This window comes from Gordonibacter sp. RACS_AR68, from assembly GCF_030418485.1.
Taxonomy (GTDB): domain Bacteria; phylum Actinomycetota; class Coriobacteriia; order Coriobacteriales; family Eggerthellaceae; genus Gordonibacter; species Gordonibacter urolithinfaciens.
In genome coordinates, this window is sequence record NZ_JAIPUP010000003.1 from 48,426 (window position 1) to 62,351 (window position 13,926).

At 69.2% G+C, this 13,926-nt stretch carries 14 protein-coding genes; 1 reads left to right on the forward strand and 13 read right to left on the reverse strand.

Annotated features, from left to right (window positions below; translation table 11 throughout):
* Positions 1–10: 10 nt before the first annotated feature.
* Genes K9U15_RS07415 through lepA form a run of 3 tightly spaced genes read right to left on the reverse strand, consistent with a single transcriptional unit; the run spans position 11 to position 2,292 of the window.
* Positions 11–205, reverse strand: a complete 195-nt coding sequence (locus tag K9U15_RS07415) for a hypothetical protein (protein ID WP_096226551.1) — start codon at positions 203–205, stop codon at positions 11–13.
* Between the two features lie 59 nt (positions 206–264).
* Entirely contained in the window at positions 265–483 is a 219-nt protein-coding gene (locus K9U15_RS07420; RefSeq protein WP_096226552.1) for a hypothetical protein, read from the reverse strand.
* Positions 484–486: 3 nt separating this feature from the next.
* Positions 487–2,292 (reverse strand): translation elongation factor 4, encoded by a 1,806-nt coding sequence (gene lepA, locus K9U15_RS07425; protein WP_096226553.1) that lies wholly within the window; start codon positions 2,290–2,292, stop codon positions 487–489.
* 390 nt (positions 2,293–2,682) lie between these two features.
* Between lepA and rpsT the strand changes: the two genes are divergently transcribed.
* Positions 2,683–3,189, forward strand: coding sequence for a 30S ribosomal protein S20 (gene rpsT, locus K9U15_RS07430; protein ID WP_087189730.1), 507 nt, complete (start codon positions 2,683–2,685; stop codon positions 3,187–3,189).
* A 277-nt stretch (positions 3,190–3,466) separates the two neighbouring features.
* On the opposite strand, the gene holA is transcribed toward rpsT, so the two are convergent.
* The 10 genes from holA to K9U15_RS07480 form a co-directional block, all read right to left on the reverse strand.
* On the reverse strand, positions 3,467–4,444 hold the full coding sequence (gene holA, locus K9U15_RS07435) for a DNA polymerase III subunit delta (protein ID WP_301155843.1): 978 nt from the start codon (positions 4,442–4,444) through the stop codon (positions 3,467–3,469).
* Between the two features lie 10 nt (positions 4,445–4,454).
* Positions 4,455–6,794, reverse strand: a complete 2,340-nt coding sequence (locus tag K9U15_RS07440) for a ComEC/Rec2 family competence protein (RefSeq protein WP_301155844.1) — start codon at positions 6,792–6,794, stop codon at positions 4,455–4,457.
* 3 nt (positions 6,795–6,797) lie between these two features.
* Complete coding sequence (locus tag K9U15_RS07445) at positions 6,798–7,508, reverse strand: helix-hairpin-helix domain-containing protein (protein WP_301155845.1); 711 nt, start codon at positions 7,506–7,508, stop codon at positions 6,798–6,800.
* Between the two features lie 382 nt (positions 7,509–7,890).
* Positions 7,891–9,150, reverse strand: a complete 1,260-nt coding sequence (thiI, locus tag K9U15_RS07450) for a tRNA uracil 4-sulfurtransferase ThiI (protein WP_087189726.1) — start codon at positions 9,148–9,150, stop codon at positions 7,891–7,893.
* A 264-nt stretch (positions 9,151–9,414) separates the two neighbouring features.
* Positions 9,415–9,675, reverse strand: a complete 261-nt coding sequence (locus K9U15_RS07455; RefSeq protein ID WP_015540438.1) for a DNA-directed RNA polymerase subunit omega — start codon at positions 9,673–9,675, stop codon at positions 9,415–9,417.
* A gap of 7 nt (positions 9,676–9,682) precedes the next feature.
* Positions 9,683–10,255, reverse strand: a complete 573-nt coding sequence (gene gmk / locus K9U15_RS07460) for a guanylate kinase (protein ID WP_087189725.1) — start codon at positions 10,253–10,255, stop codon at positions 9,683–9,685.
* Positions 10,256–10,262: 7 nt separating this feature from the next.
* A complete protein-coding gene (mihF, locus tag K9U15_RS07465; protein ID WP_041239777.1) occupies positions 10,263–10,571 on the reverse strand; it encodes an integration host factor, actinobacterial type in 309 nt (102 codons plus the stop codon).
* A gap of 224 nt (positions 10,572–10,795) precedes the next feature.
* Complete coding sequence (gene pyrF, locus K9U15_RS07470) at positions 10,796–11,521, reverse strand: orotidine-5'-phosphate decarboxylase (protein ID WP_096226558.1); 726 nt, start codon at positions 11,519–11,521, stop codon at positions 10,796–10,798.
* Entirely contained in the window at positions 11,515–12,465 is a 951-nt protein-coding gene (locus K9U15_RS07475) for a dihydroorotate dehydrogenase (RefSeq protein ID WP_227115571.1), read from the reverse strand. The genes pyrF and K9U15_RS07475 overlap by 7 nt, the downstream gene beginning before the upstream one ends.
* Positions 12,466–13,275, reverse strand: a complete 810-nt coding sequence (locus K9U15_RS07480; RefSeq protein ID WP_096228536.1) for a dihydroorotate dehydrogenase electron transfer subunit — start codon at positions 13,273–13,275, stop codon at positions 12,466–12,468.
* Positions 13,276–13,926: the final 651 nt, after the last annotated feature.

Here is a 13,926-nt window from a genome sequence, read left to right on the forward strand (position 1 = left end):
CGTCCCGGCGCTAGGCAGCCAGCAGGTCGATCATGCTGACGCCTGCGAATACCAGCAGCACCACGACGCCCGCCACGGCCAGCAGGCAGCCGCAGCCGAGCGCCATTTTCGTGCCGCCCGACGTGGAGGCCCGCACCTGCTCGCGCGCGGCCTTCTTCTCGTCGAACGGATCGTCCAACCAGTCGAACTCTTCGTTCTTGCCCATGTTCTCGCACCTATCAGTCGCAAAGCGGGGACGCCGCCCCGAACCACCAATGCCGTTGCTCAGAGAACCCTTGCCAACACGAAGCCTACCAACACAGCAACGGCCGCCAAAGCCACCGAGCCGACTACACGGCGCTTCAGCAAGCCCCAGCCCTCATCGTCCAAACTGCCCAGGTCGTTGGGGAGCGCCTTGCCCCGCTGCCTGTAAAACAGATGCACCGCGAGCGCAGAAAGGACTGCGATGGCGATGATGCAGATTGCGAGAACAGCTCGATCCATAGGCTAATCGTCCACCTTCAAAATGGCCATGAACGCCTCCTGCGGCACTTCCACGTTGCCGATGTTCTTCATGCGCTTCTTGCCGGCCTTCTGCTTCTCCAGGAGCTTGCGCTTGCGGCTGATGTCGCCGCCGTAGCACTTCGCCAGCACATCTTTTCGCTTCGCCTTCACCGTCTCGCGGGCCAGCACGCGCCCGCCGATGGCGGCCTGGATGGGCACCTCGAACATCTGGCGCGGGATGATGCCGCGCAGCTTCTCCGTGAGCACGCGGCCGCGGTCGTAGGCCTTGTCCTTGTGGATGATGAACGACAGCGCGTCCACCGGCTTGCCCGACAGCAGGATGTCCAGCTTCACCAGCTTGGAGGGCTTGTAGCCGTCGAAGTCGTAGTCGAGGCTCGCGTAGCCCTTCGTGTTGGACTTCAGCTTGTCGAAGTAGTCCATGATGAGCTCCGACAGCGGGATCTCCCAGATCATCTCCACCGTGGTGGGCGACAGGTAGTTCATGGTGACGAACGTGCCGCGCCGCGCCGTGGTGAGCTCCATGACCGCGCCCACGTAGTCGGGCGGGATGAGGATCTTCGCCTTGAGGTAGGGCTCCTCGATGCGCTCGATCTCGCCGGGGTCGGGCATCTCCTGCGGCGAGTGCAGGCTGATCATCTCGCCGCCGGCGCGGTACACGTGGTACTCCACGGAGGGCGCGGTGGCCAGCAGGTCCAGGCCGAACTCGCGCTCGAGGCGCTCCTTGATGACCTCCATGTGGAGCAGCCCCAGGAAGCCCACGCGGAAGCCGAAGCCGAGCGCATGGGACTTCTCCGGCTCCCAGGCGAGCGCCGGGTCGTTGAGCGAGAGCTTCTCCAGCGCCTCCTTGAGCGGCTCGTACTGGTCGCCGTCGATGGGGAACAGGCCGGTGAACACCATGGGCTTGGCGTCGCGGTAGCCGGGCAGCGGCTCCTCCACGCCGCCGCGCACGGCGGTGATCGTGTCGCCCACCTTCACCTGGCGCACGTCCTTGAGGCCCGTGACCAGGTAGCCCACCTCGCCCACCGAGAGCTCGGGCATGGCCGTCTCCGCCGGGCGGCGCGCGCCTACCTCCTCCACGAGCACCTCGGTGCCGGTGGCCATCATAAGCACCTTATCGCCCTTCTTGAGCGAGCCGTCCACCACGCGGATGAGCGCCACCACGCCGCGGTAGGGGTCGAAGTACGAGTCGAAGATGAGCGCGCGCAGCGGCGCGCCCGGATCGCCCTCGGGCGCGGGGATGTTGTACACCACGGCCTCGAGCAGATCGTGCACGCCCGCGCCGGTCTTGCCGGAGGCGAGCACCGCGTCGTCGGCGGGGATGGCGAGGCCCTCCTCTATCTCCTCGCGTACGCGGTCGGGCTCGGCGGCGGGCAGGTCGATCTTGTTGATGAGCGGGATGATCTCCAGGTTCGCGTTCATGGCCATCATGGCGTTGGCCACCGTCTGCGCCTCGACGCCCTGCGTGGCGTCCACCACGAGCACGGCGCCCTCGCATGCGGCCAGGCTGCGGCTCACCTCGTAGGTGAAGTCCACGTGGCCCGGCGTGTCGATGAGGTTGAACTGGTAGGTCTGGCCGTCGTCGGCCGTGTAGTCCACGCGCACGGCCTGGCTCTTGATGGTGATGCCGCGCTCGCGCTCGATGTCCATGGTGTCGAGCAGCTGCTCCTGCATGTCGCGCTGCGCCACGGTGCCCGTGAGCTCCAGGATGCGGTCCGAGAGCGTGGACTTGCCGTGGTCGATGTGCGCGATGATGGAGAAGTTGCGGATGAGGTTCGGATCGGTGGTCATAGTAGCTTTCTTCTTCGGGCGGTGCACGGGCGAAAAACGTGTTTTCGGGAATTTCCCCATGAAAACAGGGTCAACGTTTGGTATTCTATCGCATTGTGTATCCAGCGATACGTGCGTGCGATGATCTTATCGCCAAATCTGCAGACGTGGCTGCATTACGGATTCGTCCTCGCTGGTGACCGATTGGTCTGCGAAACAGAGAAATCCCGCCTGTTTCCATCGCATCGCCAACGCCCGCGCCTGGCGCGGGAGGCTCCTCCGGGGCCTTGTTGCGAGGCAATCGGCCACCTTGCGGCCACGCGGAGGGCATCGCCCGCCCGTATCGCTGGAGGCGCAGCGCGATTCGTATCGCAAGACAAGGCAAACGATTTTTTTGGAGGAACGAACCACATGGCGAACATCAAAAGCCAGAAGAAGCGCATCATCACCAACGAGAAGTCCCGCATGCGCAACCGCGCGGTGAAGAGCGAGCTCAAGACCGCGACCCGCCGCGTGAAGGACGCCGTGGCCGCCGGCAACGGCGCCGAGGCCTACGCCGCCGCGCTCGCCGCCTGCCGTCTCATGGACCGTGCCGCCTCGAAGGGCGTCATCCACAAGAACCAGGCCGCGAACCGCAAGAGCGGCATCATGCTGCTCATCAAGGATGTCGTGACCGACGCCGACCGCGCCGCCTACGTGAAGCCGGCCAAGAAGGAGCAGCAGAAGACCGGCTCCAAGAAGGCCGCGGCCAAGGCCGAGCGCCTGGCAGCCATGAAGGCCGCCTCCGACGAGAAGGCGAAGCGCCGCGAGAAGACGCTGAAGGAAGAGGCCGCCGCCCAGAAGCGCAAGGCCAAGGAAGCCGAGGAGGCCGCCAAGGCCGAGGCCGAGGCCGCCGCTGCCGAAGAGGCCGCCGAATAGGCTCGATGCACCAGGATCGCCCGCGATCCGTCCGCATATCAAGGAAGAGGAAGCTCCCGGTGAAACGGGGGCTTCCTCGGTATTTGGGGATCGAAATCCCCGGTGCGTTCGCGGATGCGGGGCGGAACGGACGGCGGCCTTTTCCATGGCGCGGCGAAGCAGAGGGCTGGACGTCGGATGGCGCGATTCGCGCGCCGCATGCGTCGCGAACCGGCACGGGCGCGCATCGCGAGTCACGCACGCCCTCCGCGCTCTTGAGGGATGCCGCGCGCCTTCCCTACCTCCCCGCCGTTACCTCCAGCACCCAGTCGAGGAAGGCGGCCTGCGCATCCGCGCCGCTCTTCATGGCGCGCTCGGTGTCGCGTGCCGAGACGATGGCATGGCGCAGCTCGGCGGCGGTGAAGCCGCGGGCCCAGGCGGCGTGGCTCTTGCAGCGCCAGTCGGGCATCTTGAGGGCGGCGGCCACGCCGCGCGGGTTGCCGCGGTCGGCCAGGGCGCGGGCGCACACGAGCTCGCGCAGGCGCGTCGTGCACATGGCCAGCAGGGCGTGGGGCGACACGGACTCCATGCGTCCCAGCAAAAGCAGGCACTTGCGGACGTCGCGGGCGGCGAATGCGTCCACGAACTCCCAGGGCTTTACTTCGGCCGTCCGCGCCACCAGCCCCATGATCTCATGCTCGTTCACCGCATCGGTCCCGCGGTGCGCCAGCGCGATCTTCTTGAGCTCGCTGTCCAGATGGACGGTGTTCTCGCCTACCAGATCCACCAGTGCGCGCGCAGCCCCCTCCGTGAGCGTGACGCCGTGGCCCACGGCCATGGCCCGCACCGTCTTCGGCAGCTCGTTGCGCTTGAGCGGGGCGCAGTCGATGACGGCCGTCTTGCCGTGGGCGGCCACGGCCTTGTGCAGGCGCGTGTTCTTCGCCAGCTTCTCGGCAACGAGAGCGAGCACGGTGGACTCGCTCGGCGATGACAGGTACGACACGAGGGCCTCGGCGTCCGCCTTCTTCAGCTTGTCGGCCCCGCGCACCTCCACGAGGCGCACGGGGCTGGCGAACGGCACGGTGTTGCAGGCCGCCACGATGTCGCCGCCGAGGGCAGTCTCTCCATTGAACTCGTCGGCATTGAACGACAGATCGCCCAGCGCGGCCAGGCGGGCGCGCAGGCGCTTCATCACGGTGTCGCGCTTGAGCGCGTCCTCCCCCACGATTAGGTAGACGGGCAAAAGCGGCGCTTCTTGTTTCTTGTTCGTCGGCATGCCCCGCATTCTACCGCAGCGCCGCGACCGCGATGCCCTGCGCGGTGGATTTGCATGAAACATCCCCCGCCTCGTCGGTACGCCACACCTGCGCCCCGGCGTCGGCCAACTCCCTCAGCGTCTTGTCGGCGGGATGGCCGTAGCGGTTCCCCGCCCCCACGCTCACCAGCGCGATGCGCGGGGAGAGCGCGGCTGCCAGCTCCGGCGTGAGCGCGTTCTTCGAGCCGTGGTGGCCTACCTTGAGCACGTCCACGCGGCCGACGAGGCCCTGCCCCTCCAAAGCGGCCAGCTGCTCGTGCTCCGCGTCGCCGGCGAAGAGCGCCGTCCAGTCGGGCGCCCCGTCGCCGTCGGCGCCGGCGCGCGCCAGCAGGCACAGGCTGTCGGCGTTGCCGCCCTCGTCGGCGAAGCGGGCGGGCCACACCACCTCGAGGTCGAAGGCGCCCACGCGCAGGCCGTCGCCCTGCGCGAGCCCCTGGACGGCCCCTTCTCCCACAAGCGTCGCCGCATCGCCGCGCAGGCGAGCGCAGGCATCGCAGGAGCAGGCGAGCGCATCGGCGGCCACGAGCACGCGATCGACCTGCACCACGCCCTTGAGGGAGGCGAGCGCGCCCATATGGTCGTCGTCGCCGTGAGTGACCACCACGGCATCCAGGCGGAACACGGCATGTCGCGCGAGCGCCTCGCGCAGAAGGCGCTCCTGGTTGCCCGTGTCAACGAGCACGGCGGCCCCGCCGCTGCGGACGACGAACGCATCGCCCTGCCCCACATCGAGCATGACGATCTCGTCGCCGGCGAGCCGCGGGACGACGACCACGAACGCGAGGGCGGCCGCCAGCGCGCCCGCGGCGGCGAGCGCGGCGGCGCGCGGGCTCGGCGCGGGCCAGAGCACCCAGAGCACGGCAGCCAGGACGGCCGCGCCGGCAAGGGCCGGCACGATGGGCAGGTCGACGGGCACGCTCGCGCAGGGCAGCGACGCACAGGTGCGGGCGGCGGCGCAGAGCGCCTCGGAGGCGAGCGCAGCGAGCGCCAGCAGGGAGGCGCCGGCCGGCGGCGCGGCCAGGGACGCGACCGCGCCAACGAGCCCGCCGGCGCAGGCGAGCGGAAAGAGGGGCGCCGCCAGCACGTTCGCCAGCGGGGAGACGAGCGGCGCCTGCGAGAACAAGGCGGCCGACAGCGGCTGCGCGAGCACGCTCGAGGCGGCCGTGAGCGCGAGGGCCTCGGCAGCGAAGCGCGGCAGGCGCGGCGCCAGGCGGCCGATCCAGGCGGAGGCGAGCCCCGCGAACAGCACGATGCCCAGCGTGGAGAGCACCGAGAGCGCGAACGACGCCGAGAGCGCGGCTGCAGGGCAGGCGGCCACGACGCCGGCGATGCACAGGCCCACAGAGTTCAGGCTGGCCGGACGCCGCCGCGCGAAGAACGACGTCGTGCCCGCGAGCGTCATGAGCGCCGCGCGAACGGCCGATATCGGCATGGCCGACAGCACGAGGTAGCATCCGAGAAGCGCCGCCTGCACGCCCACGGCCACGCCGCGCGGCGCACGCAGCGCTTTGAGCGCGGCGCCGGCGAACGCGCACACCATGACGAGATGGGCGCCCGACACCGCCACGAGATGCGCGAGCCCGGAGGTCTTGAAGGCGGCGTAGACGTCCCCTTCGTCCAAGGCGCCGCGCGCGCCGCAGACGAGCGCCTGCATTACGGCGCCGCCGTCGCCGTCCAGACGGCCGATAGCCTCCAGGGCGCGCGCCCTGACGCCCAGCAGCGCCCCGAACGCATCGTGGCGCTCGACCAGGAAAGCCTGGCGGACGGTCGCGACGGCAGCGATGCCGCGTTGCCAGCACCAGGCTTCCGAGCGCTCGCCGGGAGCGGCCAGCGACGCATCTGCCTCGAACACGTCGCCGTAGCGCGGCACGTCCGCACCGTCGGCGAAGCGCAGCCGCACGTCCACCGCTCGCCCCGACGCCAGACGCGTGCGCGCGACGCACTGGGCTCCGTAGAGGCCCGCATCCGCATCCTCCACCGCCTCGAAGCGCAGCCGCGCCGGCGCCTCGCCGGCAGCCTCCTGCCAGGCGACATGCAAGGACGCCCCGGCCCCGCAGCCGCACGCGGCTCCGATGAGCACGCCCAGCAGGGCGCACCGCGCGAGCGTGCCGCGCCTGCAGCGCAGCAGCGCGACGGCGGCGAGCGCCGCAGCTGCGAGCGTCGAGGCGCCCACGGCGACGCACGCGCCCGCCCCCCAGGACTGCGCGGCGGAGTACACGGCGGCGCAGGACGCCCAAAGGCCCAAGCCGCACGCGAGCACCGGAGGCAGGGCCGGGCGCGGGGGCAGCGGAGGCGCGGGGCGCGGCGACATGGGTCAGCCGACACAGATCGCGTCCGCGAGCGCCGCGAACTTCTTGTCGCCGATGCCGGAGACGCACTTCAGGTCCTCGACCGTCTTGAAGGGGCCGTTGGCCTCGCGATCGGCGACGATCTTCTCTGCCGTGGAGGCGCCCACGCCGGGGAGCGTGTCCAGCTGGGTGGCCGAGGCGGTGTTGATGTTGACCTTCCCGCTCGCGCTGCCCGCCGGAGCGGAGGCGCCCGCGCCCGCCGACGCGCCGCCCACCCCCGCCGACGCTGCCTCCTGCGCGGCGATGTCCGCCTCGCTCGGCACGACCACCTGCTCGCCGTCGGACACGGTGCGCGCCAGATTGAGCGCGTCGCGCGCCGCCCCCTCGGCGAAGCCGCCCGCGGCCTCCACGGCGTTGAGCACCCGCGCGCCCTCGGCCAGGTCGTACACGCCGGGCGCGGCCACCGCGCCGCCCACGTGCACGCGCAGCGGCGCGGGAGCGGCCTGCGGAGCGCCCGCTTCGGCCGCAGCATCGGCATCCCCGTCGCCGGCCGCCTGCTCCGCACCGCCCGGTTGCACGACCGCGAAGCCCTCCGACGACGCGGCGTCGAGCAGCAGCTTGCCAGCGCAGGCCATGACGACGATGGCCACGGCCGTCACGCCCACCAGCACGGGCAGGCGCGCGCCCGACAGGTGCAGCCGCGCCCGCCACGACTGCGCGCTCCGCTGGAACGACATGACCCCTCCCTTCCTCGACCGGATGCGAGCAGGAAGGGGCCGCCCGAGTTAGACGGCGGCGCCCTTCGCCCGCCTTTCGATCATAGCGCCGCGACCTTGCACGGGAACCGTCGGAAGCACCATGCGGAGTTGACGCGGATCTTATGCCGATCCAGCACGGCAACCAGCAGAAGCTTGCACGTTTCCAACGCAGATGCAGCAAAAAGGAGGGATAAATTCGGAAGGGGTGAAATCGATCGCCTTAGGGCGTAGTCCGGACATGGCAAAGCGGGGCGCCCGGCGCCTGACCGTTCAGAATGCGCGGAAAGGGGATTCCGGAAGGAACCGACGGAAAGCCGTCACCGAAAAGCCACAGCCTCCTCCTCGATACCCGCCCTCTGCGTCAGGCGCGCGCAGGATCCCCGGTGCCCCCTTGCCTCGCGCCGGCCGCGTCTCGACGGGCCCTCGGCTTGTAGGCGGGACAGGCGTAGTCGCGCACCTCGGCGGCTTCCACCAGCTCGGCCACCCAGCGCTCCACGGGCAGCGCGGCCTCGGCCTCGCGCACAACCGGGAGCTTCGCATGGGTCTCGGGGCTGCGGGGCATGAACAGCGTGCAGCAGTCGGGCGCGTCCTGCGACGATATCTCGTAGGAGCCCAGGCGCTGCGCCTCGCCGATGATCTCCAGCTTGTCCGTGCCGATGAGCGGGCGGAACACGGGCAGGTCCACCGCGTCGTCCGTGGCGCGGATGTTGTCGAGCGTCTGCGATGCCACCTGCCCCAGGCTCTCCCCCGTCACGAGCGCCCCGGCGCGCTCACGCGCGGCCAGCGCCTCGGCCACCTTGAACATGAGGCGGCGGTACATGATGACGCGCAGCTCGGGCGGCACCGTGAGCGCTATCTCGCGCTGGTAGTCGCCGAACGGCACCGTGTATACGCGCGCGATGCAGCCCGTGCGCTCCAGCACGCGCGCGATGTCGTCCACCAAATACTCGCTCGCATCCGAGGTCTGCGGGCGCCCGGAGAAGTGCACGCCGATGCACACCGCGCCGCGGCGCGCCAGCTTCCACGTGGCCACCGGCGAGTCGATGCCGCTCGACAGCAGGCACACCACCTTGCCCGAGCTGCCCACCGGCAGCCCGCCGACGCCCGGCACGGAGCGCGCGTAGACGTACGACGCGTTCTGCACGACCTCGACCCCCACCGTGACGTCGGGGTTCTTCATGCGCACGCCCTTGTCGGGGCGCGCCTCGCACAGCGCGCCACCGATGATCTTGTTCATCTCCATCGACCCGGTGGCGAAGTCCGTATGGTTGCGCCGCGCCGCCACCTTGAACGTGGAGAACTCGCCCGCCTCCGAGAGCGCGAGCACGGCCGCGCGGGCCATCTCGTCCAGGTCGCGCTCGCACTTGAAGCCGCTCGACACGCGCGCCACGCCCGGCACGCGCCCCGCGACCTCGGACGCCGCGACGGCCGTGTCCCAGTCGGTGCCCTCGCGCAGGAACACGCACAGCCTCCCCGAGATGCGATGGATCGTGACCACGGGGAACGGCGCGAGCAGCGCCTCGAGGTTCTTCAGAAGCCGCGTCTCGAACGAGGCGCGGTTGTGCCCCTTGAGGCCGATCTCGTGGTAGTGGACGAGGATGATGCGTTGGAAGTCAGTCATGGGAGTCCCCCGGGTTCGCAGGTTCGAACGGTTCGCGCGAGCGCAGACGCCGCGCGTGCAGGTCGCCCGATTCGCGCGAAGCGCGAAAACAAGCGCGCCGGTTGGCGTAGTAAGTCAGCGAAAAGCCCTGAGGTATTCGGAATTGCCGCGTTGCGCGGCCGAGCGTGCTTCCGCACGTGAGGGCAAGCGCAAAAGCGGCAAGGCCGGATGCCTCAGGGCTTTGCGGCGTCGACGCGTTCCGCCGGCCGGTAGGCCGGCGGAACCCTAATGGTTCTTGATGTCGATGGAGTTCGGGTCGTACGAAACTTCGCCGCGGGCGATCTCGTTGAACGCGAGCGACAGCGGCTTCTTGTCGGCCGCGCGGGCGATCTCGACCGCCGTCTGCAGCTGGATGGCGCGATCGCGCTGGCCGCGCATCATGTCGTTGATGTCGTGCGCACGCTTCGAAGCGAGGGCGCACAGCAGGAAGCGGTCGTTGTCGGTCCTGTCCAGCAGTACGTCGATCTTGGGTTCGATGATACTCATAGAGCGTTTAACCTCGTGCTTTCTCGGCTTGCTCGTTGACGTAGCGCACCAGGGCATCGGTCGCTTCGTCAAGGTTGTCGTTTACCAGCCGCATATCATACTCCATTTTGTGCGAAAGCTCCACCTCGGCCGCCTTCATGCGCGCCTCGATCACCTCGTCGCCCTCGGTGCCGCGTCCACGCAGGCGCTCCTCGAGCACCCGAAGCGACGGCGGCTCGATGAACACGAGACGGGCAGCGGGCATCTTCTCGCGCACCTGGAAGGCGCCCTGCACGTCGATCTCGAGGACGACCTGCTCTCCGCAGGCCATGTGCTCCTCGACGGTCGCGCGGGGCGTGCCGTAACGGTTGCCCGCGTAGGTCGCCCATTCCAAGAGCCCGTCGGTGTCCACGAGATCCTGGAACTCCTCGTCCGACGCGAATTGGTAATGGACGCCGTCCACCTCGCCCTCGCGCGGAGCGCGCGTCGTAACGGAACGCGACACCCAGGCATCGGGCACCTCGCGCAACAGACGGGCCACCAGCGTGCCCTTGCCGGCACCTGATGGCCCAGAGATAACGAACAGATTACCGTGTCGCATGCAGCGTTTAGCCCAAACGCTCCAGCAAAGCGGTCTGCTGGCGCTCGCCCAAACCGCGCAGGCGGCGGCTCTCGGCGATCTGCAGTTCCTTCATGATCTTCTCGGCTTTGGCCTTGCCGTAGCCCGGCATGGTCTCGATAAGCGTGGAAACCTTCATGCGGCCGACCACGGGATCGTTCTTCATCTCGAGAACCTTCGCCAAGGTGAGCTTGCCGCTCTTCAGCTCGTCACGAACCTCGGCGCGCTTGATGCGGGCCGCCTTCGCCTTCTCCAGAGCCGCCTGACGTTCTTCCGGGCTGAGTTGAGGAATAGCCATCGTGTATCTCTCCTTCTTGTTCAAAAGCGATTCCGTGATACTATCACGCCTTTGTCCGTCTTGCCTTGTCAATCGCCGTAATTACAAAAAATTCCCGCGCGATGCCACACATTGTAGGAGCAGGCCCGTGCACCGGACCCGTTTCGTCGCACAACCGTTACGAACGGTCGCCTGCCGAGGTCGAACGGGGTAAACCGCTCCCCCGCCATCGTGCGCGAACGGCTCTACAGCTCGGCCGCGATGGCCTCGAAGGCGGCCGCCGGATCGTCGGCCTGCGTGATGGGGCGGCCCACCACGATATGCGACGCGCCGTTGGCGAAGGCCTCGGCCGGCGTGGCCACGCGGCTCTGGTCGCCCTTCGCGCTGCCTGCAGGGCGCACGCCGGGCGTGACGATGTAGGCGTCCGGGCCCAGGATCTCGCGCAGGCGCGCTGCCTCCTGCGGCGAGGCCACCACGCCGGAGATGCCGGCGCGCTTGGCCTGCTCGGCGAGCACGACCACCTGGTCGGCCATGGCGCGGGAAACGCCCGTCTCGGCCAGCGCCGCGTCGTTCATGCTGGTGAGCACCGTGATGCCGAGGGTGGCCGGCACGTCGTGGCCGTACTCGGCCGCCGCGCGCTCCGCGCCCTTCTGGGCGGCGGCCATCATGTCCACGCCGCCTACCGTGTGCATGGTGAGCATGTCGGCCCCGCTGCCGGCTGCGGCGAAGGCGGCGCCCTCCACCTGGTGCGGGATGTCGTGGAACTTGAGGTCGAGGAACACCTTGAAGCCGCGCTCCTTGAGCGCGTAGACGATGGCCGGGCCGTTCGCGTAGAACAGCGTCATGCCCACCTTCATCCACGTGGCCTTGCCCTGCAGCTGGTCGGCAAGGTCGAAGGCCTCCTCGATGCCGCAGTCGAGCGCCACGATCACGCGGTCGCGCGCGGGGACCTCCTCGAACGAATTCACCATTCCAACGCTCCTATCAGCTCCTGCACGTCTTCCACGCCGTGCCTCTCGCAATACTGCGCCATTCCGTCGATGATTTCAACCGTGGCGTGCGGATTCACGAAATTCGCGGTGCCGACGGCCACCGCCGTGGCCCCGGCCAGCATGAACTCCACGGCGTCGGTCGCGCACGAGATGCCGCCCATGCCGAGCAGCGGCACGTCCACGGCCTTGTGCACCTCCCACACCATGCGCAGCGCCACGGGCTTGACGGCCGGGCCGGAGAGCCCGCCCACGCCGCGCGCGAGCACGGGACGGCGGCGCTCCGCGTCGACGGCCATGCCGAGCAGCGTGTTGATGAGCGAGAGGGCGTCGGCCCCGGCGGACACGGCCGCGCGGGCGATCTCGGTCACGTCGGTGACGTTGGGCGTGAGCTTCACGATGAGCGGCCGCTTCGTGGCGGCGCGGCAGCGGGACACGACGGCCTCGACGCTGTCCGTCTGGCAGCCGATGGTCATGCCGCCCGCGTCCACGTTCGGACACGATATGTTCACCTCGTAGGCGTCCACCGGCGCGTCCTCGAGCGCCTCTATCACCTGCACGTACTCGTCGAAGCTGTGGCCCGACACGTTCACGATCGTCGTCGCGCCGCGCTCGGCGAGCCACGGCAGGTCGTGCGCTTTCAGGTGCGCGACGCCGGGGTTCTGCAGGCCGATGGAGTTGAGCATGCCCGAGGGCGTCTCGGCGATGCGCGGCGTCGCGTTGCCCTCCCAGCCGTTCAGGGACACGCCCTTCGTGGTGACCGCGCCCAGGCTGGCCACGTCCACGAAGTCGCCGTACTCGCGCCCGGCGGCGAACGTGCCCGACGCCACCGTGACCGGGTTCTTCATCTCCAGGCCGCCCAGGTTCACGGCCATGCGCACGCTTGCGGGGGCCGTCGTGCGCGGACCCGCGCCCATCGTCGCCATCTACCACACCACCTTCCGCGCATCGAACACCGGGCCGTCGACGCAGGCCCGCTTCTTGCCGTCCACCGTGTCCACCACGCACGACAGGCAGGCTCCGACGCCGCACGCCATGCGCTTCTCCATCGACGCCTCGCAGGGCACGCCGGCCTCCGCGGCCATGCCGGCCACGATCTTCATGAGGGGCTCGGGGCCGCACACGGCCAGGTAGCCGTAGGGCTCCCCTGCGGCCGCCGCTTCCGCCAGAGCCTCCTCCACGAGCGAGGTGCAGAAGCCCTCGCGCCCGAAGCTGCCGTCGTCGGTGGCGCAGCGCGGGGGCTCGTCGAGCAGCGCCTCGTAGCGCGCGCGGCAGGTGAGCGCGGCCTCGGTCTGCGCGCCCAGCACGACGTCGGTGCGCACCCCCGCGCCGACCAGCTGCTCGCACAGCATGAAGAGCGGGGCCGCACCCACGCCGCCGCCCACGAGCAGAGCGCGGCGGGCGTCCGCGGGCGGCTGCCAGGCGCGCCCCACCGGGCCGATAAGCTCCGCGCCCGAGAGGTGCTCGGCCCGCTCGGGCTCGATGCGGGTCATGTGGTCGGTGCCGAAGCCCACGGCCTGGTAGAGGATCTCGAGCGTTCCCGCGGCCGCGTCGCGCGCGTACACCGAGAACGGGCGGCGCAGGATGTGCGCCTCCATGTTCGGCACCTTCATGTGCACGAACTGCCCCGGCTCGATGGCCGCCGCGATGTGCGGGGAGGCGAGCTCCATGAGGTATAGGTTGGGGCCGACTTCCCCGTTGGCGAGGATGCGCGCCCGCTCGTTGACGAGTGCCACGTTATTGCCTTTCGATCCGTCGCCGCCGGCCTGCCGCCTGCGACGCGTCTTCGTCTCTCGGTGGCCGATTGTAGCATCTGCGCGGGCCCGCACGCATCTGACAGGCCGAAATGCCAAGGAAAAGACCATGGGTTCCCGGCTCGTTTCGCAGGCTCGGTTCGAAGACGTCGATTCGGCGAGGCAACGGAAAAGCTGTTCCGACTCGCCGCGGCTCTTCACGACGACCGCTTTTTCCGCATAATCGCGGCAGATCTCCTCAAAACGCTTTCGACGCGATCGCGTGCGACCTTTCCAAACCAGCCAAAGAACGAACTCCGCGTCGAGCCGCTCAATGCAGCCGTCAGCCATATCGGGGCGAACGCGATGCGCATAGCGGCGGGAGCGACGCCACGCTTGAAGCAGGCAGGTGCGACGTGGAGAAGCGAAGATCACGATGACGTCCGCCGCCTCCAGCCTACGCGCAAGAGAGAGTCTATGATAAGTCCCATCAACGACCCAGGCGTCGTTGGCGTCGAGGAACGCCTCGGCAAGGTTCCGCGCCTCCCCTTTGTCACGCTCCTGCCAATTTGAAGTGTAGAACACCTGGTCGAGATGCTGCACCGGAATGCAGAGCGCATCGCCCAGCCTGCGGGCGAACGTGGATTTTCCAGA

Coding starts and splice junctions, on each gene's coding strand:
- K9U15_RS07415 (WP_096226551.1), bottom strand. CDS start 205: ATGGGCAAGAACGAAGAGTTCGACTGGTTGGACGATCCGTTCGACGAG.
- K9U15_RS07420 (WP_096226552.1), bottom strand. CDS start 483: ATGGATCGAGCTGTTCTCGCAATCTGCATCATCGCCATCGCAGTCCTT.
- lepA (WP_096226553.1), bottom strand. CDS start 2,292: ATGACCACCGATCCGAACCTCATCCGCAACTTCTCCATCATCGCGCAC.
- rpsT (WP_087189730.1), top strand. CDS start 2,683: ATGGCGAACATCAAAAGCCAGAAGAAGCGCATCATCACCAACGAGAAG.
- holA (WP_301155843.1), bottom strand. CDS start 4,444: ATGCCGACGAACAAGAAACAAGAAGCGCCGCTTTTGCCCGTCTACCTA.
- K9U15_RS07440 (WP_301155844.1), bottom strand. CDS start 6,794: ATGTCGCCGCGCCCCGCGCCTCCGCTGCCCCCGCGCCCGGCCCTGCCT.
- K9U15_RS07445 (WP_301155845.1), bottom strand. CDS start 7,508: ATGTCGTTCCAGCGGAGCGCGCAGTCGTGGCGGGCGCGGCTGCACCTG.
- thiI (WP_087189726.1), bottom strand. CDS start 9,150: ATGACTGACTTCCAACGCATCATCCTCGTCCACTACCACGAGATCGGC.
- K9U15_RS07455 (WP_015540438.1), bottom strand. CDS start 9,675: ATGAGTATCATCGAACCCAAGATCGACGTACTGCTGGACAGGACCGAC.
- gmk (WP_087189725.1), bottom strand. CDS start 10,255: ATGCGACACGGTAATCTGTTCGTTATCTCTGGGCCATCAGGTGCCGGC.
- mihF (WP_041239777.1), bottom strand. CDS start 10,571: ATGGCTATTCCTCAACTCAGCCCGGAAGAACGTCAGGCGGCTCTGGAG.
- pyrF (WP_096226558.1), bottom strand. CDS start 11,521: ATGGTGAATTCGTTCGAGGAGGTCCCCGCGCGCGACCGCGTGATCGTG.
- K9U15_RS07475 (WP_227115571.1), bottom strand. CDS start 12,465: ATGGCGACGATGGGCGCGGGTCCGCGCACGACGGCCCCCGCAAGCGTG.